A 25957-nucleotide genomic window follows, 5' to 3' on the forward strand; every position below is an offset into this window, starting at 1 on the left:
CAAGGTGTTGGAATAACGAATGCCGTTGGGGGACGTTAATGATTCTACTTAAGATTTTTTATGAACAATTTTACATGTACGTCTGGGAGGTGCATTGATATCAGACTTGCAACGTTGGGAGATTTAGATGCCATTAGTCTATTGAACAAAAAATGGATTGTAAACTCATTTGACATTCCCAACAAAGAAGATGGCTTTTTGCTGTGCGACGAATACAACTCAGAGGACCTCTCTAATATCATTTTAGCTCAGGATACCGCTGTAGCGTGTTCTGATGGTGCAGTAGTCGCCTACTATATCAACGACAATTGTTCCTCTCTGTTGGATCAATATAATCTTGCGATCTCGAACCTCAAGGAAAAGAATTTAATTCCGGCTGATTCAAGAGTATCCATCAGAACACAGATTGTTGTTGATAGGGAATTTCAACGTTTAGGTATTCCCAAAGCAATGCTTGATTTTTTAGTGCCGTTTTTAAAAGAGAAATACAATTTTCTATTTTCGATCGGAGTAAATGAAAATCCGAAGCGAGCTGCACATCAAAAAGTCGGTTGGAAAATAGTTGACGAAGATGACCTTAATTATTACTGCCTATACGATTTGAGAACACAGTAGCAACCAAGGTGTTTTTCATTTTACCTGCGGCAATATTGCTGCAAGTAAAATGAAACTTCAATAAACTGACAAATGTTTGCATTCATCAGGTAAAATCAATTAGCCACGTACTTTTTATAAACGTCGTTTTTTGATAAATTGCCCCCGATGGTAAATGTATTGCAATTGTCCTTGTCCTGATGTCGAAGTATTGCTACGGGTCTTGTACTAATTCTGCCTGCCTGATAAAAGAATATTGAATAATTATTCATAGCGGCTAATCCCAAAAACAATATAGTTGTAGGGTATCAGTTTTGTCGGCTCATCAGCATGCACCAGCTGGCCGTTGGATGGATTGAAAACCCATTCGTCCCAATCCCAGGCAGTAACCAGTGTTTCGGGTATTTGAACGGCAATATAAGACCCTTCACGTAAACGGGCGCGTGTACTTATTTTTGAAAAGTCAAGGCCCATATAAAAACTTTGCACGGGCACGTTTCTATTTCTTTTTGCAATGGCTTCAGAGATGCCCAGTGCCATCTTGGAGAGGGGCGCGATAGCCGGCTGTAACTGTTTACTGAGTTCAAGCCCTGATTTGAACACATCTGAATCCAGGAAAGATAGAAACTTTTCATCCGACTCATTTTTTACGTTGACCGTAAAACAGCGAAATGCTATTCCTTCGGTTCCAACATTCAGGCCGACAAATACAGGATATCCGATGATTCCGGCCTGTTCTCCTTCCCTTGCGGTGTATGTATTGGTAAAATGGAGATGTTCGATTGTGCCAGGAAGTTGATTTTGTGCATAGAAATCGAACAGGACCAAGTGTTGGCCTGATCCGGGATAATCGGCTACCCGGAGCCTGTCCAATGTGACTTTTATTCTCGTATTTTTCAGGTTTTGATCAGCCTCGATATTCCCCGCGTGCCTGATAGAAATAAATTCAGACCCCGGTTCTGACGGAGGCAGGAAACCGAAACTATGCCCGGTATGAATCCATGCTTTCTGACCGAAAAGATTTAAAAAAAAATCTTTCCTGACGCCTTCCTCACCTTTTAACTGTTCACCCTGCTGATCAATATCTTCTCCAAGAGAAGAAAGCAGGTTCATCAGTTCTTCCTTTGGAAGCTTTCCCGCCACGGGTATTTGATCCAGTGTATATTCTGAGCTCATTGTACGTTTGATTTATATTGGCTAATAATTTTATTGGCGTAAGCGATGCTTTGGGCATGAGTGGATGCATCTCCGTTATTCACAATATATTCTGCATAAGCGACGGCCTTATCGTACTCTTTCAGTTTTATCATTGCATCAATCATTTCATGCCGAGTGGTTATGCCCGCATCGAAGAAGCCGTGTTTATTCGCGAATGAAAGCGCATGATTGAGGCTCTCCATTGCTTTAGCGGGATGACCTGCGCGGTTTAGGATGCTGCCACGTGTCTGGTAGGTCTGGAGCAGTTTCATGGCGGCATTCGCAGGCAGTTCGTCTATAGCGTCCGAACAATATGAATACGCTTCCTGTAAGTAAGCGGCGTACTGTTCATCGGTCAGCGAAAGATCATAGCTTTGATACAACCGGGCCTGAGACAGGGCAACGAGCGCTCCGCCTTTTTGCTCATTATTTTCAGCAGGACAGTTCTCAAATGCTATTTGAGCGTATTCATAAGCAGGATTTGCTTCTTTTACGCCAAGTTGCAGATAGCAACCTGAAAGATTGAGTGCATAAATGGTGGTGCTTGCTTTATCACCAAGTTTTTCAGCAATTTTCATTCCTGTATTAAAATGTTCAATGGCTTTTTTGACGTCGTGTTTTGCCAACAACGAAGCAAGTTCACCGACAGTGACCTGGTAGTTATTCAGTACAATTCTTTCCTGGCTGGTAAGCGTGCCCTCATCCTTATCTAAAAGGGCACCAGCTTTTTTCTGTTGAATTTCCATCTTTATCCCCAACAGTTTTTCACTCAAAGCCGCGTTGCCAAAATCCATTGTTATGCGGGTCTTCGCCTCCATAATAAAATGCCAGCACCCATCATCTTCATTAAGCGGGTAGCCGGTTTTTAAATCAAAATAAAAAGGCTCCATTTTGGTTACAAAGCGCAGAATATCGTATGCCCTGCCATTTCTTTCATAATATTCCACCAGCGCAAGAAAGATATCTCTCGCCGCCACAAATAACTTGTGTTCCAGTGCAAGATCAAGTGCGAACCAGAGGTTAAATCTATTTTGCTGTAAAAGCGCAAATCCCTGCAGGTTGCCTTCAAGGAACTGGTCATAGAGGTAACCGCCCATATCTGCAAAATCTCCGGCAAATGACCGCTCGAGATCGCTGCCGAATTTGGCGACCACTCTTTCTTCATACAGGCCCCTCAGGAAAAACGGCAACATTGGATGGGTTGCAAAAAGGCCTTTGGACAAGCTGGTCATTAAGCCGATGTCTGCAAATGCCTTGAATATTTCCAGGTCAGCATGTTCGTCGAACCCGGTCAGCATAGGAAAGTAAAATGACATTTTAGAGTCTGCCATTAAGCCAAGATCGGTGAGGCTCAACCACGTCTGGAAAGGTTGTGTGCATGAAATTTTGTCCAATTGAACGGAATTGAATTTTTGCAGCAACATTGTTTGAAATTGGCTTCGATCTTTTAACAGTTGCGAAAGCACCTGTTCGGCCATGTTTTCATATAAACCGCGTCTCAAACGTAGCGTTGTTGCTTCAAATTCCTGGTAGTTGACCAGTTTGTTTTTTACGACTAAATCCATGCAAACCTTTACAAGTAAGGGGTTTCCTTGCGGAAACTCTATCAGGGTTTTCCAAGCCGAAGGATTGACTTTAACATGCTCCCGGTTTAAAAGCATATTCCCATAAGCTGCAGCTTCTTCTATTGTTAAAAAATTGACGAAAGTTTTTTCATCGGTATCCCATGTTTTTTCGCCCCAGCCAGAGCTGACAATGATAAATTTTATGACTTCGCTTTGCAATTGTTGCAGGAACTGCTTTGTGCGCCAAATATCTTTTTCTGACCACGTGTAAGCACTCTTGAAGCAGTTACCCAATACAGCGTGGATATCATCTAATACAAGCAGGCTTTGCACAGACGACAATGTTAATAGAATTTTCCGGATTCGGTCTTTTTCGTAGGCCTGAGGGTCTGGGATTGTATGCAGCAATAATATGTTTTCTAACCTGCCTATAAAAGCATCGAAATCCTGCAAACCACAAAAACTGCAGTAAACAGTTTGTTCAACGCCGTGTGTAAACTTATACCACGATGCAAAAGCCTTTATAGCGGTTGTCTTGCCGCCGATTGCCCATCCTTCAACCAACACTGAATTGTGGTTATTAAAAATATTTTCAAGGTGCAAAAACAAGTGATCTATTCCAAAAATAGTGTCACCCGCGTAGGGCATTTCATCAAAACCGAATTCATTGCTTTGATCCAGGCTGTCTGCTGTCGGAAGAGAATTGCCCGCTTTAATAACAGGAGTATGCTCCTGTTCATAGGTGACGGGAACAATCCAGTCCTGGATAAGAAAAGTGTTCTTATGAAGTTGTTTGCGGGCGTCTGCTGCTGCGGACCTTAAGCTGAAGTTTTCTGAAAACGAGGAATAGAAATTAAACATGAAATCAGCAGCCGTATTTACAAAAACATTGTATCGCATAGCAAGGCAGCCGGTAACTCCTGCTTTAATCAGCTCTGTTGCAAAAGATGGGTAGCCGTAACTGGATGAACCTGAGACCGTCTTTCTGTTGATAACAACTGATTTGGCGGACTGGCATGCGTTCAATACAACAAAATAGACACCATTCCGGACCAACATTTCCCCAAGCGCTTTGCCTTGTATATATTCAACGTTGCCGGGGAAATTATTATTTTCAAACAGTATATACCCCCTGTATTTTTGTGGTGTTTCGCCGACCATTACTGCATTGATATCTTCGAAAATGCCGTGCCCATCAAAATGAAGCATGGTATAGGGTTGGTTACGCTCTACAGCAGCCGACAGTTTTTCTTCAAGTTTCTGAAAAGTTGGCGGACGTAATACTTCCAGTATGATATGTCTGGAGCCGGATGATCTTAAAGCGTCAGTCAGCATCCTGCCCACCGAATGAAAGGGCACGTCTTTGTATTGGGAGGGACGGGATATGACCAGGAGTACCCTGACTAAGCCTGCTTCGATGTTTGTCTGCGAAGTAGTGTTGCCCTGGACGATGTAAGAAATGGATTCTACCTTTAAGAAAATGGGGTCATTCAAGTCCGGCGACTTTATCAGTTCAAGTGGAAAAGGAAGCTCTTGCCGGGAATTGTTGACAACATCCACTTTTGTCTGTACTATGTTTTCAAGAAAGTTCCGGCAAAGTATAATGGACTCTTCATCATTATAAAACATGCTTATGAAAAATTGTTCACCAATCGCTTGAAGCCTGCCTTCAATTTGTTTTGCAATTTCAGGATTGGGTTCAAATGGCTGGTAGGTATAATCTTCCAGGTACCACCGGAGATGCTCTTGGTCTTTTTGCGTGAAATCATGGTTCGCCACAACTGAACAATCCAGTACTTTGTCCAGGAGCATATATTCCATTTTTATTTCAACTTCCTGTTCCTTTTGGCTTTGGATGAAAATTTTTAATATTGGTTGTTGCATGGAGATAGTGGCGATTAGCTATTAGTGTTTCATTTTGGCATGTTGCTTCTTAGCGCAGCATCAGCAATCAACGAACTATTCACTATATGTAAAGTAGTATATTTGTTAGATATGTTGAGTGTTTTAAAGTTATATTGCCTAAATAATAGCAGACTGGTAATAAAGAATGATAATAACCTTAATTTTTGAGGCCATTGGACCGGAATTTCATGATTAAAAAATGGCGTTATAAATCAATATCCTGTAGGGAAGAGAAAAGCAAATCTGTCATTATTAAGGCTAAAAGTGATTTTTGAAGGTTTGGAATTTATCGATATTTCAAATTGGACTTCGAGGCAATTTTGCAAATTGAAACATCTGAATCTTCCAGAAAACAGTTACCGAGCGTATCATCCAAAATCACTTAGGATAAGGCATCTTGAAAACGCCTTTATCGATTACATTGCGAAGCAAAATGGACCTAAAAATTTATGGATAATTTAATTAGAATTACTAAAAGTATAACATTTGGAGATTTAAGATCCGGTAGAAAATCCCCAATTGATGTTTATAATGAACAAATAAAAAGCTTGCTATTTGGACCTTTGGAGCAATTAGCTCTTGATAAGTGGCAGTCCTTCGAAAATGGCTATGCGATGTTTGGGCTTGAGTTGCTATTTTTTGAACCTCATGGCAGGTATTTGAAAGGTGAAAGCGGTAGAAGCGGACTACTTTTCCAGTACGGATTTAATACATTTCTAAATTTTCTAACAAACAATGGTCTTATTGATGAGATTGTTTTACGCAAGATTCGTCACACAAATTTTTACCGAATTTCAAGATGTGGGATATTTCACAATATGACGTTAGAATCAGGACTTCTAATCGATAGCATACACATCGAAAAAGAAATGGTTTTTTATAACAGTCCTATTAATAACGGTATTTTAGTAAGTCCGTGGAATTTTTTTGATGCTCTAAGGAGATATTTTGATAGCTATATAGAAAGTTTAAAGACGGATAACTTGAGAGCAGATAATTTTAATTTAACTTTTAGCTCATTGTTTCAATATTAGATAAATGCTTCCTGTTTAGTTTGCAAAATATGTAGGCCTACCTATAGGTTGAATTGTTTCTAATGAATTTCGAGTACATAACATTTTTGCCTTGTAAAAATGACATGCAAGTATTTGATACTTCATTTCAAAAAGTCATTTTTATTAAAGCGTTTGATAAAGAGCACGCGGTTGTTTTCATTCCATTACTTGAGTTCAAAAACATCGATCTTCAGCATTTACGAGCATTTTGCGTGAATGTTACAACGAAGTTTTCAAGCAGCCGACCAATTTTTAGAAAACTGGTATGTTTGTATGATTATTTGGCATATGGGGTAGACGGATAGTTTGGTTGACTGTAATGTTTACCGAATAGGCATTTCGTTTGCCCAATGAGAATGCCTAATTCTATAATTGATACAAAAGACAGCGACTTTACCAAGGCAAGTGTTTTTACCGTTACTTGAAAAACATCAATGATTTAGTATACTACTACTACTACTACTACTACTACGATTCAAGTTTGGTTTTAAATTTCTGCCAGTGATATCTCAATGCGTCAGAATCCAATGCTTTATTGTCGTTGCGCATCGTTAGAGCCTTTCCTCTGTATTCGCTATACTCAGATTCGTTCAGTTTTTCGTGGATGTGTATTGTTAGACTCTCGGGCTGAATGCTTATCAAATGAGCATCAAATAAAAGGTGAACGTCGGCGCGCAATAACAAACCATTCGTTGATATACTACCACCATTTTCGGCAAACGGTTTGATATGGCATGCTTGTAAAATCTGTTCAATGTTACATTTTGTTATCGCGCATTTTCCCTCATATAAGTTTAGCAATTTGTCTTTCAGTTTCCGCTGCCAAGGACGCATGGTTACTTCTCTACTTGCTTTGAGGTTTAGATCATCGATCCATGATTCAGCATTCAATTTTTCGTTTAAACCTAAGTTGCCAAATGCTTCATTGTAGATATAGCGTCCTTCATTTGCCCAACATAGCATCGGTAGTAACTCAACGATAGCAGATTCCTCCGCAATTGTTACATAAATCTTCCTCTTTGGGATTAATGTATTGTTTGCGTTGTTAATGTTATTAATGCAGGTTTTAAATTGTTTTTTTCCAATTCTTTTGGGAGCACCACCTCCTCGCACCCACACCACATCTTGGGCTGTACCAATAATTTGATATGGCTTCTTCTGCTTCGAGGAATAAAAAAGTTCGCCTGTTACTTCGTACAGTTTTGCATTGTTAAGGAATATAGGCCACAATTGTTCAGCAGATAACATACTATCTTGTTTATTGTGAATATACTAAATCGATCATTTTTCTGATGTTTTCTACCGAACCTACGTCCATATCGCCGCAAGTAAACAATCTTTCGCTGGTGATCTGCAAAAGTCGACACCAGATCTCATGTTTTCGTCGTAATCTGTTACACTCGCTTTATAAAACAGTATTAAAGCAAGTGAAGAACATCAAGATAAATCAGCACGGATCAGTCTATCCTTTCCTCGATGCCAGGACACCAATGGCGAACTCAAATCTACTTCCAGTCAAACTCTCAGTTTACTTGAACGGTTCCCAGTTCAGAGTCGGATTGCAACTATACTCCACCAAAGAGATATTCGACAAAGCGATCTCTGGTAACGGCAACATTCCCATCGATGCCAAAATTATAAAAGAGAAAGTCGATAAGTACTTACAGAAGGCGAAAGACATTCTATACAACTTCCCCAAAGCAGATCAGAAACAGTTTACCAATCTCTTCAAGTCTGAAGCCGATCTAAAGGTACATAACAAGACCAACCTTGAAGTTTTGTTTCAGATGAAGATCGATGAACTCAAAGAAGAAGACCGAGCAGGAAGCGCCTGTTTTTATGAACAATCAATGCTTGCCTTTAAGAAGTTCAGAAAAGATTTCTACCTGGAAGATATCACGGTTCAATATTTGAAAGCATTTCGTTCATGGTATGTCGGTGAAGGCAATTCTAACGCAACATCACAGATCTATCTTAGAAGTCTGCGCCATATCTATAACAGAGCAATCAAAGATGGTTACATCTCTGCAGGACATTACCCGTTCAATGAATTCAAAATCGGAACTGCATCCCGATCCAAAGACGTATTGTATCCGGAACAATTAAAGGCGCTGTGGGAATACGAAACAAAGACAAACGGCGAAAAGAAAGCGAAAGACTTTTTCTTCTTCCTCTATCTCTGTAATGGAATGAATATAAAAGATGCGCTATCGCTAAAAGGAAAGAATATCAGGAACAATATGATTTCATTCGTTCGTGCAAAGACTTCCCGCACATCCAACGAGTCAAAAGAGATCATTGTATATCTGCATCCCGAGGCAAAGACGATCATCGAAAGGTGGGGAACGTTGAATACAAAGGACTATCTCTTTCCTCATTTCAGAGGACTTGCCACCGACGTCGAGCGAAAGCATGCAAAGGATGTGATGGCGCGGAACATAAACAGAGACTTGAGAGCAATTGGTGCGACATTAGGTTTTGAAGTAAATCTGACGCTGAACCTGGCGAGACATAGCTACGCAACAAAACTAAAGATTGAAGGTGTTGCAACGTCATTCATCTCTGATGCATTGGGACATTCGAACGGCAGTACAACGGAACATTATCTGAAGACCTTGCCGGATCAGAAGTTCAAATCGATTTCGGAGAGGTTGCTCAAATTTTAACGGAGAATTTCAAAACCGGATGTGGCATTTATAAATCGTATCACTATACGCTTCACTTTTGGACGGATGATAAACGATTTTCTTTTTCCACATCAATGTTGTTAATAAGATGCTGATTGACACATGGATACATGAATGGCGGCTGTTGCTTTCTTCGGGCATTAACAGATGGTGTAAACTTTGCAATTGTAATTTTGTCGTAAATGCGACAATTATGATACCCGGAACAACAATGCTAATGAGTGAACTAATGAAACAGCATGCAGATAGTTTTGGCTACGTGGTATATTCAGAAACGATGAACAGTAGTGCAGTGCTGTCTGACTTCAAAAACTTGCGAATTCCCGTAAACGCAACGCTTGAAGAAATAGATAAGACGTTTGGTGTCTCATCAAAGATGATAGTTGAGTTTGAACGAGGAGCAAACTTTGGAGAACGTCTTACTCATTTAATTTCTGCCAGGAGAAATATACAAGAGAAATACGAAGCACCGATTCGCACAGGATTCAGGATTGACGAGGAAGAATTAACGAGTCCCGATAGAAGATGGGACCCGGATTATGTTGCATTTCATTGCGTGAGAGAAAGGAGTGATTTACCACTATCGGAACTGGGCTATACTTTTTTGGAATACATTGCCCCATGTGAGTTCTCCAAGGAAGTGGAAGCAGAGCAATATTTGAAATTATTAGCAGAAGGTGCGGGAACTGCAATTTATGCAAGGTATTTAGATGCTAAGATTAAAGAACAGATAAATGCTGAGATTAAGGAGCAGAATACAGGGATTAAGGAAAATGCCGTGAGTGAATACCTTGTTCAAGAGGATACAATCAATGAAAATCTTACTTTACAAGAGATTTTTGCATCGGCAGACGAATATGCTCTGGTGATTTCATTATTGAAGGAATGGGATCTTATGGACGAGACTGAAACCTGGCGATTGGGCAAAGGGAAAAAAATGAAACTTGTCTGTTTAGTTAGAGTACTGGATCGGAAGGGTTATTTCAAGGAAACGTATAATGCAGCGGATTACGGCCTGATCATCTCGGTAATTAAAAACTCCTTCAATATTTCCATCGCACCAAGAACTGTTCGAGATGATGTCTCGCGGTACAATAGAGAGTTTGCGTTTATACCGGATAGCAGCTTAAAGACGAAAATGTAAATTGCCGAAATTGCCATGAAAAGAAATGCAGTTTCGGCAATTTCGATTATGCCCGACGTCCTACTTTTGCCTTGTTATTAAAACATAAATAGCAATGCAACTACATCTACCAATAACTAAAGACAAAACCGAAACGTTAGTTATCGCCGCTACCAGGTTCCCCTGAAGGTTTCTGAGGATCTTTCAATTCAGCACTTCAGCAGCAATTCCACGAAGAAGCGAGGTAGCGCGATGCGCTTAAACAGAGCGCCAGTAAAATAGTAACAAATAAGATTGTAAGTAATGTAGTGATTCAAAAAATGACCTTGAATCATAACGGGGCTCCCGTGTCTTTAAAATTGGTAAATGGTAAATCTGCAGACGATGTTCAAACGGTTCAGACCCCGCTGCCGTTCTATGTAAAGTACGTAGCCAAGACAATTAAAACGAATTGCTCTACATAAATCAACAATAACAAGAATGCTAATTGTAAACAATAATCATTTAGTTGACATAGATCAACTTTTACAACACCCTCTTCACAAAGAATGTTTCCTGGATCCGAGCGAAAAAAATAAGAAGGAACATTACCACGAATCAATTGAAAAGTTTGGCAAGATAAAGCCTGTTGTGTATGTCGAAAATGAAGGCCAAAAACTCGTGATCGACGGCTGGGGCTTCGTTCAATATGCAAAAGACAGCGGAATTGATCAGGTGTCCGCTAAATGTGTTGCAGTAACCGACAACGAAGATATACTTCAGGTGATGTTGGAGCTGCAGTTCTCTGATCATAATACGCCGAAACAAGAATATCAACTATACAAGGCAGCTTATCGGGTTTTAAGTAAAGGTAAAGGTTATCGCAGCGACCTTAATGAAGATGAGGAAACGGAATCGCCGGAGAATAAAAGGCGTGAAAACACATACCAGAAAATTGCAGCGATGACCGGCGCCTCTTCCGGCAAGCGTGTTCAATACATGTTGAAAATCGGTGACACTAATCCTTTGTACTTTGAGCGGATGGAACTTGACCGTATGAGTCTGAATTCCGCGTATTTAAACTGCAAGAGCGAAGAAAAAGGAGAGGCTCCTTCAGCGCCCAAAGTAAAAGCTCCGGTCTTTATGACAAGCGAGACTGATCCACCCGATTTTAATACATCAAGTCAAACGCCGGAACCAGAGTTTACAACGACAAATCAAACCGAACTGCCGCATTTTACAACGACAACGGAAGATAGCGCCCCTGGAGAATTTGATGGCACGATGGTTGCACAAACCAGTAAAGGTTTTTCGGGCATTAGCGGAACACAGCCCCCTGAGCAAACGCGATCTTCAGAATCGAAAAGTTCGCATCAAAGTGTTGCTGATGGCGAGCCGCGATGGATCACGATGGAAGGCATTTGCGCCGACTGTAATTTGAAAACAACTGTAAAAATCAACTTAGCTGACCTTTTAAAATTCAAAGAATGGAATACCCTGAACTTACAGTAGCATCGGTATTTTGCAGTGGCGGAATCGGAATGACAGGATATGTGGACGCAGGATTTACCCCTGTATATGCCGCAGATTTGGAAAAGCAACCCTTGGAAATTTTTGATGCAAATTTTAGGTACTCAAATGGTGCGTCTGTGACGCACCAGGAGAACGCAGAGTTACTGATCGGATCAGCTATCAGGCAAGCTGTCAGGAAACTCACGGGGTCGGATACAATCCATCTACTCGAACAAGGGCCGTCTTGCCACGATTATACAGGTCTGCAATTAAGAGGTGATTTCGGACGAAGAACGCTTATGCTTGATGCGCTGCGCCTTATCGAAGAAGTACAGCCGATGGTCGCTGTCATCGAGGAAGTTCCCAAATTTTTGTTACCGAAACACAAAGATGTGTCCGACGAATATTTTGCAAGATTGAAAAAAATGAACTACCGCAGTGCTTACAGAATCATGAATACGGTCCATTATGAAAGTAACCAAAGCAGAGAGCGGTATGTCCATATATTTGTTCATAATGAATTGGGAATTGATCCGATCTTTCCTGAACCTATTCTGGGTAAGGAAAAGAGGGTAAAGGATTTTCTGGACGTTGATCATTTTTTCTCAGGTCACTTTTCAGATAAGATCAAAACGAAAAACCACTTTATGTGCACAGTAACTTCTGGAAGCCCGGAATGGTTTGCGAAAGGAGGCATAAAATGGGAACCTACGGACGATGAACTTAAGCTCTGCATGGATTTGGACCCGAAAAAATACAAATCCGCCTCGACGAAAACAGCAATGAAACAAGCCGTCGGCAACGGAATACCTGCAAAACTGACTTACCACATTGGCAAAACGATTATTGACCAGATACTACGTCTTGAACAAAAACATGACGGAACTTGGGTTGGTAAGAAATAAACTTGGCTGAATTAAACGGGCCCACGGCAAATAACCGTGGGTCTCTTATTATATTCTCATTCAGAATCTGCTGAGAAGGAATACACCTGAGGCGGTATTACCACAGGTTCCCTTGAAAAAATGTCTTAAGCTGTAATAGCGGGAGCAGGCCTGTGCGTACCAACGGTGGCAGCAAGCTATCGTCGCAAAAGACAACCATGAAACAAGGCCCCGGCTGGGGGCCCCTTTTTACTTTTTAAGGCTTTTTCCGTGCAGGAATCACAATGCAAATTCCGGAAACGCGGCTTTTTATCGCACCTGTTTTTTGATGAAAAACCTAAAGTGCCTTAAGTGCTATCCTCCGTTGTGAACCTTTTCAATCGCGTCCATTAGTTCAAAAAATGTAAAAAAGTCGCCGAGTAACTCCTCGAAGCCAACCGGCAAAACTTCAAACTGGAGACGGATATAGTCAAGAAGGATATTCCGTAAGCCTTTGCTCAACCTTCCGGCATTGCAGTTATTTACAAAATGAATCAAGGCATCCTTTAACTGGCCATCGTTTACAGAGTCAATATTGATACTTCCTTCCACAGAGTTTTTCTATTTGGTAAGCAGAAGTTATAAGTCTGACAAGTGAAAACGAAGCATCAGTAAGGGTTTTAGCGTATCGTTAGCGTCAGGAGATCCCCTTTCCTTCTATACTTGCTGTATCAAACAAAACAAGATGACAACGGAACAGATTAACAATTATCGCTCGCTTGCGGCTTTAGGATTGATGCCAGACGACGAGAATCCGATCTTCCTTTTCAGTCAAACAAACAAGAATATACTGTTACAACTTTTGAACAACGATATTGATGCAAAAGATATCATCCGGCATGAATTAAAATGCAGAGGACTGAATGAAGAAGGCAGGTTTGTTGGGTTCAGTTAAGGCAGGAGATCGGAAACAGGAACTTCTAAAGCTTCGGCAACTTTGTATAGAGTCGCTATTCTAAGATTTACTGTTCCGGACTCCATTCTGGACATGTTGGACTTCTCATAATCGATGGCGGCAGCAAGCTCCTGCTGGGTAATTCCCTTAGAGAGCCTGATTTCCTTGATACGCTGCGCGATCTTTTTCAACAATTTTTTTTCGTCCACCTGTTATCGAAATTGATAACTAAGTTTTCGGAATCTTATATATTTGTGGTTATCGAAAACGATAACACGTTTAAACTCAAATCAAACTACACACGAACAACAATGAAACGACTCAAACATTTTTCCCTGAAAGGAATGATCGCTCTTTCTTCTCTTCTTTTCGCAACAGAAAGTATTGCACAGAACGCTAATAGCGAGTTAGGAGCAAACGTTCCGTTAAGTAAAGCTTACAACACGTATGCGCTGGTGAACCATTGGAAGACTTACAAAGAAAAGACGGGCTATACTATTAGCCTTCCTGCAAACATCAGTGATGACGGGAAGACCCAGTCGGACATTCACAATTATGGAAATTTCGAAATAGGGGTAGAAATAGATATGTATAATGCCGGTGTTGATATGCAGAAGAAACTGAATGAATGGTATAAGGGGTCTCTGGATATCGGTAAAGAGAGAACATTGGTTAGTCAGACACTTTCAGCTTCTGATTTTGTAATTGTTACTAAAGATAAAGATGGTTCTACCTGGTATACGAAGTGTATCAAAGGATCGCATTGCCTCTACACGCTTTCTTTCGGTGTCGGAAATGACCATCCAATAAAGGAAAGAGATGTAGAGCCGTTGTTACACCTATTCAAAACAATCGGCAAGTAAATAACATCAAAACGAGTTACCTATGGAACAAACACCCATGGCAGAAGTAGAGTTTGAATTGGCGACGCTCCACCTCAAGGGCAAACGCTTCGACCAGGCAGCGAAAGCGTTTTATGAACTGGTTTCTGCAACACAACGAAGCGAAGCATGGTGCGGACTTGGTCTCTCCAAACTTGGCACGATCCTCGATGAAACAACGCCCGATGAAATCTTTTACTGCTTTGACAAAGCAAAAGCGGCAGAACCCGGCAAGGTAAACGAGATCGAACAATTGGTTCTTCAGTCTGTCCTTGAGGTTGCGGGACAGCTCTACGGACTTTATACCAATGCGATCTTGGCAATCAGGGACGCGAACACGAGGAAGACGATTGCCATTATCGGAACAGTTGTCAGCACGCTCTTCACAATGGAGGCAATCGGCAAGAACAGGGCTATGGCTTCTATCGCTTCCGCGGGTCTTACTGCACTAAACTATAACCGATATCTCAGCTTACACTCGACGGCTGAACAATTGACGACATTGTCGAGCAGGATAGTCAAGATTATAGAAGAACTCAAAGCACATGTTCAAATATTCGTTGAGCAGGAGCAGGACAACCTTCAAACCTTCAATAATACAATTGCCCAGTATGAGCAAACGGTGATCGCGGAGACAAAAACAGAGAGTCAAAGGGCAGCGGAACAGAAGAAGCAGGAAGAGAAAGTCCAACAGGAAAGGAGAATCGCTTACGTCGGAGATAAGAACAGTGAACTCGCTGACGTTAGCCATCCATTCCATAAAGCAAAAGAAGAAGCGCTCAAATGCTATAACAAACAGCAATACGGAAAAGCCGTGACGTTGACCAACCAGGCTTTGAAGATCTATGGAGATGATTACGAACTAAAGCTACTTAAAAACAACATGTTGGCCAGAGCATTTAGGAGGGATGCAGTCGTCAGTTTCGTTCTTCTTTTATTTGGCGCAGGCATAGTTGGTGCGGTTCTGGATATTAGTAAAGAGAATGCGAAATATATCGTTCTGATCCCTATAGCGCTGTCGATTGTTTTCACCCGTTATCGTCATAAACAAAGATCAAAATAAGTATAAATCAAACTAACATGGAACAACAAAACAAAACTTGGTGGCAACAAGCCGCCGTTGAGCCCGCTGTCAAAGAAAAATGGTATAATGACAAATTCAAACTTGGATTGTCAGTTCTATTATGGCCGGTGCTACTGTATGGGCTTTACAAGACTGATTTGATCAGCAATAAATCGAAGTGGATTTTCGGAAGTCTGATTGCTGTTATAGTTTTCTTCTCGTACATAACACCGAGTACTCCGGTAGGGAAATCATGGGTAACAGCAAATGCGACCGCAGAATATGACCTTGGCAATACTTCCGGGCAAGGAGATAATTTTTTGAATTACAATCAGATATTTTTTGATGGAATGGGCAATCCCATAAACAGTATTCATAGAACTGGAACGTTTACAATGGATGGAAAGAAAACGGTTCGTTGCAGTTTTAACGACGGCATGCCGCCGTATGAATTGCAGTACGGAAAGGTTGACGGTCGTTGGTGTATTTCCGATGGCAGTGGAAACTTGTTTTACTACGACGATCCTAAACAAAGAAAATAAGTCAAATAATATGGGCTGATGTGCGGTTCCGGTTGTGTTGTGAGTGAGTCATTTCGGCTCACTCTTTTTTATTTTATGAAATTCGTTTTGGACGGATGATGATGTCATCATTCCAGTAATCAGAAAAGCGAAGCGAGGGCTTTATGCGTATATTTGAGAGTTGTAGGCAAGCTTTAGATGATAGTCTCCAAAAAACAAATTACCTCGACACTCATTGCGACACTGCTTTTTTACGTTGCAGGGCGACTCATGTACGAGCTATTCTACAGATGGACACTTTCGGTTATTGAAAACTTTTCGGGGAACACAGTTCATTTCTTTGGCAAAATCCCATTTTGGTTTTTGGGCGACCCATACTTTGGATTTGTATTTTGTTCAATTCCATCGGCAATATCTTTGTGTTATTTGCTGTTAAAAGACAAATATGAAAACGCGTTTCGGTGGACACTGGTTTTTTATTTGCCAATTCTGATAGTTTGCTTTTTGCTGAATTGTTACACAGAAAGTATCGCGTTAGTTGCTTCAAACGACTTTTATCAGACCGGACAAACATTGTCGTATAATTTGCGGCAAATAAATATCAACAACTTGCTGTTCGAATCCATAATTTTGACAACAATTATAATGACAATAGTAAATGCCTTCAAAAGGCGTGGCATGACGAAAAAAGCGCCAGCCTGCAACGCCCATTTGCAATAGCATGGCAGAAATCATGTCAACTTCAGTTTGATGTCGTGAAATAAAAATAGTTTGGCTGATGTGCGGTTCCGGTTGTGTTATGAGTGAGTCATTTTTGGCTCACTGTTTTTATTTTATGAATGTCGTTGTCAACCTGGGGGGACGTGGTGGCGGTTAGTGCTTAGATAGTCCTTTTTAAATAAAGCATTTTTATTGTAAATCATGCAGCTGCAATAACCGTTCAAAATTAGAAAGAGATTGTCTCCTAAATGTCCGGGACAACCTCTTTTTAATACTGCTGTGATAACCTGAAAGAAATGCCAATCTACTCTTTAATAAACTTGGATTGATATACAACATCGTCTTTTGATGTCAGACGAATAAGATATAGCCCAGCAGATAGTCGAGAAGTATTTAGTTCGTTTTTTCCTTGCGTCAACAGTTGATTAATGACCGCTCTGCCATCTATGCCATAAACAGTCACGTCTTTCAATTTATCAAACACGTCATCTACAAATATATTGCCTGTAGAGGGGTTGGGATACACGCGAAACCGATCACGAATAAACGTATGTTCTGTGTTAGGAACACTTAATGATCCAGCGCTGTCGATATAATACAGAAATCCTTGTGTTAAAGAATCATTATACGGTGTTAACGTCGTTTCTCGTTGCCCAGAAATAACCACGCCAGACCTATTGTAGGGTTTTATCACCTTCAAAACGCTTGCGCAGTTATTTGTGTCGGAATAAATATACTTCACCCATTTCTTATTCAGATTTGAATCCGTGCAAATCACTTGAATGTAGTTGGCATTCCCGTCGCAACCAAATGTAGATACATTTGTATTGGTACCGTTACAATAGTAAACGCGATTGTCGAAACCATTGTAAATAATATTTGCCTGAGCAATTGAGGAATGATGCTCATGGCCCTGCACAACAATAAATGAATCTGTTCGGAACCCGTTGCTAACATCTTGCTTTGAAAGTGCTGTACCAAATGTCTGATCATCTTCATAAACGCCTCCGAGGATAAGTGATCCTGTCGGTAGTACTGCAGCAAAAGGAGGTCTGTAAGCATAAATCGCATGCTTGGAATAGTCGAGATAACTGTCGTATCGAAACGTGTCGATCAAATCCATACTCGAATCCGCGAGATACATCCCATTCCCATCATATGGTCCCAGTAATCCTCGTCCCGCCGCTATATAGCGGTTTCCAGGATAAGATAAAAGTTGTGCTATCTCGTGAGTTCCGTCCCAATAAGGAGTACCCTGCACCGTATCTTCTTTTATAAGGTTTGCTGCGGTGTCCAATATTTGATACATCAACAACGTTCGACTCTGACCGTACAAAGTATCGAGCATTCCATATCCGATCAGCACGTGTTGATTACTGCAGTTAACAGCTTGTGGTAAGGGCGCAAAAAATGACTCATTACCTTTCTTTTGAACTAACATTTTGTCTGATACCAAAACATTTAGATTAGTGTCAAGGATAGTACAATAAACGCCATTCCATGACTTTTGATAATAAACCAATGATGTGTCGTAAAGAATGGATTTTTCATAAAATAAATAAATTCGACCATTCATCGCTTCCATATATATCTGACTCCAGAATGCTGTATTGTCGGCATGGGTACTATCTCCCAATTCCGTCAGCAGTTTCGCTTGTTGTAGAGTATTTGTGTATTTATCGGCTCTATTGATTGTGTATTGTGTAGCAAAATCGCTTGGATAATAATGGGGAGTGTTGGGAAAGAAGCGGGATGAAAGAAAAAAATAATGGTTGCCATATTCGGTGGCAGCACCAGGAACACTACGTCGTATGCCCAGTTGCTGTACAACATTAACTTGCGCATGGGCTACGAAACATGCGAAAAGTGATAAAATGGAAAGAAATTTTTTCATAACAGGATTTTCTCAAACGAATATATTAGAAAAAAGAGAGACACTCGAAGATTTCGAGTGCCTCTCTCGCAGAAATCGCAACTAAAATGTAGCCAAAGATCCCGGCGGTGGTAATTTAATACCGGTTATGACACCATAAGTCATTTTATAAGCATGCCAAAAAGTTAACCATGGTTGATTGTAGATGTTAGTGTTTGCTGGCTGAGCTCCTCCGGAAACTGGATACAGTGCATAAATCTTCAAATCGCAGAAAACATATGAGTTTGTCGTGAGTCCACTGTTAGGTGGCATTACCAGCGCATTCTTTCCGTTTGAAATCAGACCAGGAATAAAACTGAGGTAGTAATTCATATTTGGCGTCGTAAGCCATTCTTTAAACACCTGATCAGCGTCCGAAATAAGGTAGGTGCCCGGGATGCTATAAAATTTTGTACATACCCAACGATCTCTATTTACATAGCCTGGAATATTACTGGCAACATAATCAGAAATAGGGCTTGCGACCGCAGTGGTTGACATTGACGGTAAATCTTTGTACTGGATATAGGTAATCAATTGTCCATATGCAATTGCTGGTTGATTACCCTGCCAATAATTATTAATACCCAGCTTACGCAACACCTCTGCGGCTCCTGGTCCATTCTGACCGTAAGTTTGACTGCCACTAATAAGGCTCTTATTAGTAATGTCGATATTGTATTGCCCTGGTGCGGCGGCAGTTGAAGCTATATCGGAACTGGATATAGCATTCCAAGCATGATTAGGCGCGCCTGAAACTGTGTATACGTTGTTAATTACAGACGAGGGAATTGTTGGTTCCGGACCACTCTTTATCGTCGCGTAAACATCGAAGCTGATGGTTCTGTCATCGATTACAGTAAGTTTCAGGTCAAACAGTGCAAGGCCTTTCTCATCAAAATTGATTTGATTATATGTAGTCATAAGGTTGGCCTTAATTTGCCAGAACGCGTCAGTCACATCTTTCATTTGAATACCCTCACTACTCATTGGTTCCGTTATTGAAAAATCCACGGATGTCGTTGCATACTTGTAATCGTTCCGAGCTACATAATAATTATAGGAAGCTTCAGTCAGGAACTCGGCATCATCGGCTGAAATTAGAGTACTTCCAGGATCGTTACCATCTCGGATGTTTTTTACGTTTTGGTAAAAAGTTTGGATGTCAGCCAGTGTCTGGTCATCGTTTTCCACGCTACGAGCTGTACTCGTTTTAGGTTTTACATTGGTGCCTGAGTCATGTTTTTTCGTGCAGGCAGTAAGGGAGGCCACAGAAAGCAGGCCCAGCGCTAATAGTGTTTTTTTTCTTAGGTAATTCATTGTCTTTGAATTTATTTGATAAAACTATGGTTGAAAAACATATATTACAAGCGGTAGAAAACTGAGCCTACCCGTGAAAAAGGCCCCCCTTCCAAAGAGAAGCCTCGTCCACTAATTCAAAAATGTTCAACCGTGGATATTTAATATTCATGCCGTGTAGACTATAGAATTCTGAACTTGTCGATTATTTCTTTGCAGACTACAGTACTGCATTCATCATGAACAAAATTCCGTTGTTAAAGTTGATGAGTTAGCGTTTCAATAGCACAGTTATTTGCTGGTTACTGCTATTCTCGTTGGAAATAAATTTCCGATGTACGCAAACGACCAACTCACAGAATACACCTGCACTGAACATTATTACAAACACCTTTACGGAATCGTCTACACCGACGGAGTTCGAGCACTGTGTCATCAGTTTGAATGCTATTGGTTTCTTGATCTTATTGTGAGTTACCAGCCAAGATTGAAAGACGAAGAATTTCAGTTGTGGTGTCTTGTGAGACATGAAGATGAATCGGCAACAGTGACCTGCACGGATGGCAACGACAAAGAAATGGTGAGGCAACAAGTTGATTGGACAGATTTCAAAGCGACCGAAGCTGCTGTCTGGGTTGAATTCAATGTTGTTTTGCTGCCATCAGAACATTAATCCTGTTGCCTCAGTAGCATGATACCTTTTTTCTTAATTACATCGAAATGTCTTTTTGGAATATTATTCTGTCTCATTGGGCACTTTTAACCGCGGCATTCGATTGACCTTTGTTTTGTAAATCTCAGGATATGAAGATGACGATAGATGAGAAACTCGACCGACTGGTTGAGCAACGGAATGAAATCTTGCTTTCGCTTGAAAATTATTGCAATCACAAAAGAATCAACAGCGACCTACACGGGAAGCTGTGTAGAAGGAATGCTGATACTTCCCCACTGAGTGATGTGAATGGTATTGAAATAGTCTTGGGTTGCGATTATTTTTTGTTGACGGCTGAGTTGAGAACTTTTAGTAACAATGAGCCGTGTCTTTTCTTTCAGACTTACCATATCGTGAGGAATAAAAGAGAATACCCAAATTGGTCGTTAAAGGAAATTAGTGAACTGGACATTGTCAGTACTTTAAATGAGCGTACATTCTTTCAGCATATTCATACAACGGGTATTTCGGATGAAGATGTGCCGGTTGAAAATGACATCACGGATCATTTTGGCGATACGTACATTTTCCAATTGAAGAAGCATATGATTGAACATTTTCAAGTCGTTCATTCGGTGAAATAGTATTATCGAGTAGAATTGAAGCTCAAATCATCAATCATGGTTTGACAGTATAAATTGAAGTTTTGTTTGACTGTGATAAAAAACAGTTGTTTGTTTATTTGTGTGTTTGTGGTTTATCCACTGAGAAGACTCTCTTAATCGAGAGTCTTTTTTATTGGGCACGTTTCCGCGAAGGAGTCCTTCGAAATGTTGGAGTTCTATAATTGTTTTTATCCTGGTTGAGGAGATAGTGTTTTTGGGAACGGTATTCTGTCTGACTGGAACTTTTTTAGATTGGCGAGATCAAAGTTTTGTAGATGTCTGAGAGTAAATGCGATTAGGATTGAACTGCCTTTTGTTTTTTGACAAACAAATTAATCGTTATTCAATAAAATACAAAGATTGCATATTTATATTGTATTTTTGTGCAATACATAACTATCCGCCTTTGTGTTAATTCCACGGAGGTGCAATTGGAAAACGATGAGATTGTTGAGAGCAAATCAATTACACAACGTTTTTTTCTACGCAATTACTGCACTACTTGTGTTTATCGGCGTTATGTCATTTTTTTTGTTGCAAAATGCTAATAAACTTGAGCGACTTGAAAATGAACGGTATAAATTAACGACCCTCGCACTTGAATTAAAGGAAACTTCCGAAACACTCACCAAATATTGCAGAACCTATGTCTTGACAGGAAACCATAAATGGGAGCAGAGGTATTGGGATCTGCTTGACATCCGCAATGGTGTGAAACCTCGACCTGGAGGAAGAAAGATCGCATTACGGGACAGCCTATTTAAACTCAACATCGCACTGGATGAATACAAAGAACTGTTGTTGGCGGAAGAATATTCAAATAAATTGGTGAAGACGGAAAATGTCGCCTTACACGCTGCCAAAGGTTTATTTGCAGATTCAACAGGAGAGTTTACCGTTCTATCAAAACCCGATACTTTTTTGGCTCGTCGGATGCTATATGATGCTGCTTATTATGCGGACAAAGAAAAAATAATGCACCCTATAGATCAGTTCAGATCGATGTTGGACAAACGTATATCTTCTGAGGTTAAATGGCGAAATTCAAGGAGGAATGTCTTCCTGGCGTTCATCATATCGAGCATTTTTATCACTGCATTTTTATCATTTTATGCCATCCTTGTCTTGAGAAAAAAAATACTGCTCCAATTGAAGGAACTTGAAATCTCAAACGAAAAGATAAAGAAGAATGAAGAGGAACTGTTGGTTCAAAATAAATTGCTGGATGCTAAAGTGGAGGAACGTAACAGGGAGCTGAAGACGAAATTTGAGGAGCTAATGACATCGCGGGAGGAAATAAAGCAAAAAGAAGAATTATTAAGGAAGATAACAGCGCAAGTGCCTGGGAATACTTACATGTTCGAGATACAAGAGAACGGACACCCACGACTGCTTTTTGCAAATCAGGGAACGGATCCGTTTTTTGAAGGTGATGGGGAAGATGTATCAGGTCATTCACAGATCCTCGCGGAAATACTCTTAGAAGATGATAGGGCCAAATTTTTTCAGGCGATGAAAGAAGCGTCGAAGACGCGGACTGTGCTGAACCTTCAGTACCGGGTAACAGTGAAAGACAAGATCAGATGGCGTTGGTTGCAAGCCGTACCTGAGGTGGAAGCGAACAATAGGGTTGTTTGGTATGGTGCAACAAGCGATATTACGCCACTGGTGGATTACCTCGCTGCCATCGAACAAATAATTTTTGACATTTCGCACGTTATCCGACGACCGATTTGTACCATGCTTGGCATGACACAGCTTATTAGCGAGTCGAATTTGACGGAAGCTGACATCAAAGAGTATTCCGAAAACTTTTCTGATATCGTGAAGGAAATGGACCGTTTCGTTCGAGAGCTGAACGAAGCCTATCATCTGAAAAAAGAATCGACTTATTTCAATATCGATGTCTCTTCTTCAATCGATAAAAGGAAGGCGTTATTTGATTAAGAACTCCGACATAGGCTGGAGCTCTTTCTTTTGAATTGCTTGACATATCATGGGTTCAAAATTGACCCCTCCTCACTTCATTGTCTCCAACTAATATAAACATCGTTTATTTCTTCACCACCAGCTTCAAATCTTTCCAGAGTATAAATACCAGCAAATCCATTCCGAAGTCGGTCATGAGAGAAAGAACAGCTGATGCGCGAGTTTGGACGGTTAAATTATACCAGTAGCACAAAGACCAGAGATCGTTGGCAAATCGTAATATTTATGTTCCAGGTATAGCTTCTTCTCTTACTTGTTGCAATCCTGACGTAAGTGCCGGCTTGAATGATTGCTTTTTGTTCTAAGTGAAGTTCATTTCGTGGTGAAGTCAATTTCTCTCTTCCATTTTCAATTTGGAATCACATATCTCCTAAACTCGCTTGTCGGAAATCGTCAAAGATGCTGTTTGTTTCTCCGTCATCAGCTTTGAATCGCAATGGAAGCTACATGCTTGATTTAAAATTCGGACTTGATATTGGAGAAAAGAAACACGTTTATGTGAGTCAGGAAAAATGCCGACAAGTATATAAAAGAAGAAAAATGCCAAGAAAGAAACATCCAACGAAACAGGTTACCTACATGCTGCCAAAAGGCGTCAGAGAACAAATCGATGCCATGATTGATGGTAACGGAGCCTACAAAGACAAAGAACTGTGGAAACAGAAATGCTATTACATCTGTGAATACATCGCCACGCAAAATCAAATGAAATCGGAATCTCAACAGGAATATGTCAACATTCATCAGGAAACAATGGCGAAAACGGTCGGCGTGAACAATCAAGGAATCGCCCGTCTTCTGAAGCAACTGGTGAAAGCGAGCATTCTCGAAAAGGACGGTATTGCAATTCAGGCAGTCGTCAGTCAAAGAGGACGTCAGAAAGTGTACATCGAAGAAGGAAAGTCTTATGGTTACCGGTTCAAAGCAGAAAATCCATTGGAGACATTTGAGGTACAAAGTCACCGCCAGCAATACGAGAAATCAAACCAGTCAATCAAAGAAATATTTTCAAAGTATGACAGAGATCTACGATCCTATAACGAAGTTCTAAAGGAGATAAAGATTGATACAGAAAATTTGAAAGAAGTGATTGAAGAAATTCTAAAGAACAAACAAAAGAAAAAGAGCCAAAAAGAAAATTATGAAAGTTATTTAGAGGAAGTAGAAATTAAATACAGAAATAATCTTCTTAACTCTCTGAAGTATTACAAAGGAAATAATAATCAAGAGTGTAAAATATATCCATTTAACGGTAACATCGTACCTATCAAATATGAAGCAGAAACAAGGACGGTAAGTTCGTACCTGACAGGAGAAGTAGATGATGAAAACACTGCTGATAGATCAATTGATCCAAATGATGAAATTTACAGGACGGTAAGTTCGTACCATGTTGGAGAGAAAGACGATCAAAACAACAGTGATAAGACAACTGCTCCTGTTGATCAGATTTGTAGGACGGTAAGTTCGTACCAGTGTAAACCTCGTCGTTTTAAGATTCGCTCATTCATGGCTAAAAACCGAGTGAAAGAGAAAGTTCTCGAACCGGACGAAACCACGATTGCAAGATGTACGAAAGCTGTCTTTACAATTAACGAAGGTTACCTTTTTGCTACAAGACCAGTAAAGGATTCAAGGGTTTATTCCGCTATCACAAATCTGAACAGGGAATTCAGAAGTTCTATTCGCTTAAACGGTAAAAAGATTGTCGGGATTGATATTCGTAATTCACAGCCATTACTTGCCTGCATTCTGATTCGTCATTACTGGAAAGAGAAACAAGGTGAACTTCCTGAAGATGTCAAACGGTATCAATCGCGATGTGAGCAAGGAAAATTTTACGACGATTTTATGGGAGAGATCGAATTGCCAGAAGATATGAGATCGATGTTCAAACAGGATTTCTTTAGAAAGGTGTTCTTTTCAAAAGTCATTGAGAAAGGGAACGTGCTGAAGGATATGTTCATTCAGAAGTATCCGAGTTGTTGGGAAGCAATCACTGACGTGAAAGGTGGACTTTATTGTAAAGACTACGGCGAATTCGCAAGAATGCTGCAGGAAGTGGAGGCGCAAATCATTTATGATGTAGTCAACGTTGGTTTGTTGAATCAAGGGATCAAAGCGTTCAATATTTTCGATTCGATCTATGTCACACTCAAATGGGAATCTGAACGGGCGATTGGGCTGATAAACAAAATATTCCAGGCTTTTGATTTACATCCGACACTTAATGTCGAATATGGAGAGCACTTTGAAGAGAACGAACGAAAAGAAATTGAAAGGCATTCACAAGAGTTTGCGAAATGGGAAGAGCAGCGAAAGAAGGATTTGGCTTTCAAAGATATGATACGTAAATCTAATCCATACGGAGCGCTGACCCGATCGTGAAGCTGAATCCTGCAGTATTTATAAAATAAAACAATGACTACAGAATTAATTAAAGACATACTTGCGCAGTATCAATCAATGAGTCTTTATATCGTTAGTAACACAAGATTTGAAGTTGAGATCTTTAAATTCAAAGATGACGTAAAGTTGATTCCTTCGGGGTTTCTGACGGCAGAAGCAGCATACTTTCAGGTCGAAGCAGAAGGGATTGATGGAAACAGAATGATTTCCCGTGGTAGATTGACAAATTGGTTGCTAAAGAACACGGTTGATGTGACGATGTTGATGACAAAAAATATTGCGACTGTTTCCGCTGTTGTTGAGATCGATAAACAGACTTTCCTAAAACATAGCATTCCTTTCGAAGTTTGATGTTTGACATAAATGCCTTCCAACTCGGGAGGCATTCTTGTTTTATCGAAACGCTGA

The 25957-nt window shown here is 40.4% G+C and carries 22 protein-coding genes; 15 read left to right on the forward strand and 7 right to left on the reverse strand.

Features of this window, described 5'->3' with window-relative positions:
* Positions 1–60 precede the first annotated feature (60 nt).
* Positions 61–615: a GNAT family protein gene (locus tag DN068_RS11955; RefSeq protein ID WP_110999162.1), complete on the forward strand. Its 555-nt coding sequence runs from the start codon at positions 61–63 to the stop codon at positions 613–615.
* A gap of 243 nt (positions 616–858) precedes the next feature.
* Here the strand turns inward: DN068_RS11955 and DN068_RS11960 are convergent, their stop codons facing one another.
* Together DN068_RS11960 and DN068_RS11965 are read right to left on the reverse strand one after the other, a co-directional pair.
* Positions 859–1770: a hypothetical protein gene (locus tag DN068_RS11960; protein ID WP_110999163.1), complete on the reverse strand. Its 912-nt coding sequence runs from the start codon at positions 1768–1770 to the stop codon at positions 859–861.
* On the reverse strand, positions 1767–5240 hold the full coding sequence (locus DN068_RS11965; protein WP_110999164.1) for a CHAT domain-containing protein: 3474 nt from the start codon (positions 5238–5240) through the stop codon (positions 1767–1769). Before DN068_RS11965 ends, DN068_RS11960 begins: the two co-directional genes overlap by 4 nt.
* Positions 5241–5710: 470 nt before the next feature.
* Here DN068_RS11965 and DN068_RS11970 point away from each other — a divergent pair, with 470 nt between their 5' ends.
* The gene (locus tag DN068_RS11970) at positions 5711–6295 is read left to right on the forward strand and encodes a hypothetical protein (RefSeq protein ID WP_110999165.1); all 585 of its coding nucleotides are present in this window, start codon (positions 5711–5713) and stop codon (positions 6293–6295) included.
* Between the two features lie 489 nt (positions 6296–6784).
* On the opposite strand, the gene DN068_RS11980 is transcribed toward DN068_RS11970, so the two are convergent.
* Entirely contained in the window at positions 6785–7564 is a 780-nt protein-coding gene (locus tag DN068_RS11980) for an HNH endonuclease (protein WP_110999167.1), read from the reverse strand.
* 284 nt (positions 7565–7848) lie between these two features.
* Between DN068_RS11980 and DN068_RS11985 the strand changes: the two genes are divergently transcribed.
* From DN068_RS11985 to DN068_RS12000, 4 genes are all read left to right on the forward strand, one after another.
* A complete protein-coding gene (locus DN068_RS11985) occupies positions 7849–8982 on the forward strand; it encodes a tyrosine-type recombinase/integrase (protein ID WP_165836374.1) in 1134 nt (377 codons plus the stop codon).
* Between the two features lie 214 nt (positions 8983–9196).
* Positions 9197–10147 (forward strand): hypothetical protein, encoded by a 951-nt coding sequence (locus tag DN068_RS11990; RefSeq protein ID WP_110999169.1) that lies wholly within the window; start codon positions 9197–9199, stop codon positions 10145–10147.
* A 459-nt stretch (positions 10148–10606) separates the two neighbouring features.
* Entirely contained in the window at positions 10607–11617 is a 1011-nt protein-coding gene (locus tag DN068_RS11995; RefSeq protein WP_110999170.1) for a ParB/RepB/Spo0J family partition protein, read from the forward strand.
* Positions 11593–12522, forward strand: coding sequence for a DNA cytosine methyltransferase (locus DN068_RS12000; RefSeq protein WP_110999171.1), 930 nt, complete (start codon positions 11593–11595; stop codon positions 12520–12522). The genes DN068_RS11995 and DN068_RS12000 overlap by 25 nt, the downstream gene beginning before the upstream one ends.
* 333 nt (positions 12523–12855) lie before the next feature.
* Here DN068_RS12000 and DN068_RS12005 read toward each other — a convergent pair whose 3' ends face one another.
* Positions 12856–13092, reverse strand: a complete 237-nt coding sequence (locus DN068_RS12005) for a hypothetical protein (RefSeq protein ID WP_110999172.1) — start codon at positions 13090–13092, stop codon at positions 12856–12858.
* 133 nt (positions 13093–13225) lie between these two features.
* On the opposite strand from DN068_RS12005, the gene DN068_RS12010 reads away from it, so the two are divergent.
* A complete protein-coding gene (locus DN068_RS12010) occupies positions 13226–13435 on the forward strand; it encodes a hypothetical protein (RefSeq protein ID WP_110999173.1) in 210 nt (69 codons plus the stop codon).
* On the opposite strand, the gene DN068_RS12015 is transcribed toward DN068_RS12010, so the two are convergent.
* Entirely contained in the window at positions 13432–13644 is a 213-nt protein-coding gene (locus DN068_RS12015; protein WP_110999174.1) for a helix-turn-helix domain-containing protein, read from the reverse strand. The genes DN068_RS12010 and DN068_RS12015 overlap by 4 nt on opposite strands.
* A 102-nt stretch (positions 13645–13746) precedes the next feature.
* Here DN068_RS12015 and DN068_RS12020 point away from each other — a divergent pair, with 102 nt between their 5' ends.
* From DN068_RS12020 to DN068_RS12030, 3 genes are read left to right on the forward strand one after another with little or no spacing between them, the layout of a single operon-like run.
* Positions 13747–14298: a hypothetical protein gene (locus tag DN068_RS12020; protein WP_123985325.1), complete on the forward strand. Its 552-nt coding sequence runs from the start codon at positions 13747–13749 to the stop codon at positions 14296–14298.
* Positions 14299–14320: 22 nt separating this feature from the next.
* On the forward strand, positions 14321–15379 hold the full coding sequence (locus DN068_RS12025; RefSeq protein ID WP_110999176.1) for a hypothetical protein: 1059 nt from the start codon (positions 14321–14323) through the stop codon (positions 15377–15379).
* A 17-nt stretch (positions 15380–15396) separates the two neighbouring features.
* Positions 15397–15921, forward strand: a complete 525-nt coding sequence (locus tag DN068_RS12030) for a hypothetical protein (protein WP_110999177.1) — start codon at positions 15397–15399, stop codon at positions 15919–15921.
* Positions 15922–16924: 1003 nt separating this feature from the next.
* On the opposite strand, the gene DN068_RS12040 is transcribed toward DN068_RS12030, so the two are convergent.
* Both DN068_RS12040 and DN068_RS12045 read right to left on the reverse strand, forming a co-directional pair.
* Positions 16925–18514, reverse strand: a complete 1590-nt coding sequence (locus tag DN068_RS12040) for a T9SS type A sorting domain-containing protein (protein ID WP_110999179.1) — start codon at positions 18512–18514, stop codon at positions 16925–16927.
* Positions 18515–18595: 81 nt separating this feature from the next.
* Positions 18596–19852, reverse strand: a complete 1257-nt coding sequence (locus DN068_RS12045) for a hypothetical protein (protein ID WP_110999180.1) — start codon at positions 19850–19852, stop codon at positions 18596–18598.
* Between the two features lie 313 nt (positions 19853–20165).
* Between DN068_RS12045 and DN068_RS12050 the strand changes: the two genes are divergently transcribed.
* The 5 genes from DN068_RS12050 to DN068_RS12070 all read left to right on the forward strand — a co-directional run bounded on the left by DN068_RS12050 (position 20166) and on the right by DN068_RS12070 (position 25900).
* The gene (locus tag DN068_RS12050; protein ID WP_110999181.1) at positions 20166–20504 is read left to right on the forward strand and encodes a DUF6876 family protein; all 339 of its coding nucleotides are present in this window, start codon (positions 20166–20168) and stop codon (positions 20502–20504) included.
* 131 nt (positions 20505–20635) lie between these two features.
* The gene (locus DN068_RS12055; protein WP_110999182.1) at positions 20636–21130 is read left to right on the forward strand and encodes a hypothetical protein; all 495 of its coding nucleotides are present in this window, start codon (positions 20636–20638) and stop codon (positions 21128–21130) included.
* 462 nt (positions 21131–21592) lie between these two features.
* Positions 21593–23098 carry a hypothetical protein gene (locus DN068_RS12060; RefSeq protein ID WP_110999183.1) on the forward strand — a complete coding sequence of 502 codons (1506 nt, stop codon included), beginning with the start codon at positions 21593–21595 and terminating at the stop codon, positions 23096–23098.
* 441 nt (positions 23099–23539) lie between these two features.
* Entirely contained in the window at positions 23540–25528 is a 1989-nt protein-coding gene (locus DN068_RS12065; protein WP_123985326.1) for a hypothetical protein, read from the forward strand.
* A 33-nt stretch (positions 25529–25561) separates the two neighbouring features.
* On the forward strand, positions 25562–25900 hold the full coding sequence (locus DN068_RS12070) for a hypothetical protein (RefSeq protein ID WP_110999185.1): 339 nt from the start codon (positions 25562–25564) through the stop codon (positions 25898–25900).
* Positions 25901–25957: the final 57 nt, after the last annotated feature.

This window comes from Taibaiella soli, from assembly GCF_003236175.1.
GTDB lineage: Bacteria > Bacteroidota > Bacteroidia > Chitinophagales > Chitinophagaceae > QKTW01.

What these genes read in the sequence shown, in the direction of transcription:
- DN068_RS11980 (WP_110999167.1), bottom strand. Translation starts at nt 7,564, where the DNA reads ATGTTATCTGCTGAACAATTGTGGCCTATATTCCTTAACAATGCAAAA.
- DN068_RS12055 (WP_110999182.1), top strand. Translation starts at nt 20,636, where the DNA reads ATGAAGATGACGATAGATGAGAAACTCGACCGACTGGTTGAGCAACGG.
- DN068_RS11955 (WP_110999162.1), top strand. Translation starts at nt 61, where the DNA reads ATGAACAATTTTACATGTACGTCTGGGAGGTGCATTGATATCAGACTT.
- DN068_RS11960 (WP_110999163.1), bottom strand. Translation starts at nt 1,770, where the DNA reads ATGAGCTCAGAATATACACTGGATCAAATACCCGTGGCGGGAAAGCTT.
- DN068_RS12070 (WP_110999185.1), top strand. Translation starts at nt 25,562, where the DNA reads ATGACTACAGAATTAATTAAAGACATACTTGCGCAGTATCAATCAATG.
- DN068_RS11970 (WP_110999165.1), top strand. Translation starts at nt 5,711, where the DNA reads ATGGATAATTTAATTAGAATTACTAAAAGTATAACATTTGGAGATTTA.
- DN068_RS12030 (WP_110999177.1), top strand. Translation starts at nt 15,397, where the DNA reads ATGGAACAACAAAACAAAACTTGGTGGCAACAAGCCGCCGTTGAGCCC.
- DN068_RS12025 (WP_110999176.1), top strand. Translation starts at nt 14,321, where the DNA reads ATGGAACAAACACCCATGGCAGAAGTAGAGTTTGAATTGGCGACGCTC.
- DN068_RS11965 (WP_110999164.1), bottom strand. Translation starts at nt 5,240, where the DNA reads ATGCAACAACCAATATTAAAAATTTTCATCCAAAGCCAAAAGGAACAG.
- DN068_RS12060 (WP_110999183.1), top strand. Translation starts at nt 21,593, where the DNA reads ATGAGATTGTTGAGAGCAAATCAATTACACAACGTTTTTTTCTACGCA.
- DN068_RS11995 (WP_110999170.1), top strand. Translation starts at nt 10,607, where the DNA reads ATGCTAATTGTAAACAATAATCATTTAGTTGACATAGATCAACTTTTA.
- DN068_RS11990 (WP_110999169.1), top strand. Translation starts at nt 9,197, where the DNA reads ATGATACCCGGAACAACAATGCTAATGAGTGAACTAATGAAACAGCAT.
- DN068_RS12000 (WP_110999171.1), top strand. Translation starts at nt 11,593, where the DNA reads ATGGAATACCCTGAACTTACAGTAGCATCGGTATTTTGCAGTGGCGGA.
- DN068_RS12065 (WP_123985326.1), top strand. Translation starts at nt 23,540, where the DNA reads ATGCTGTTTGTTTCTCCGTCATCAGCTTTGAATCGCAATGGAAGCTAC.
- DN068_RS12050 (WP_110999181.1), top strand. Translation starts at nt 20,166, where the DNA reads ATGTACGCAAACGACCAACTCACAGAATACACCTGCACTGAACATTAT.
- DN068_RS12045 (WP_110999180.1), bottom strand. Translation starts at nt 19,852, where the DNA reads ATGAATTACCTAAGAAAAAAAACACTATTAGCGCTGGGCCTGCTTTCT.
- DN068_RS12020 (WP_123985325.1), top strand. Translation starts at nt 13,747, where the DNA reads ATGAAACGACTCAAACATTTTTCCCTGAAAGGAATGATCGCTCTTTCT.
- DN068_RS12010 (WP_110999173.1), top strand. Translation starts at nt 13,226, where the DNA reads ATGACAACGGAACAGATTAACAATTATCGCTCGCTTGCGGCTTTAGGA.
- DN068_RS12040 (WP_110999179.1), bottom strand. Translation starts at nt 18,514, where the DNA reads ATGAAAAAATTTCTTTCCATTTTATCACTTTTCGCATGTTTCGTAGCC.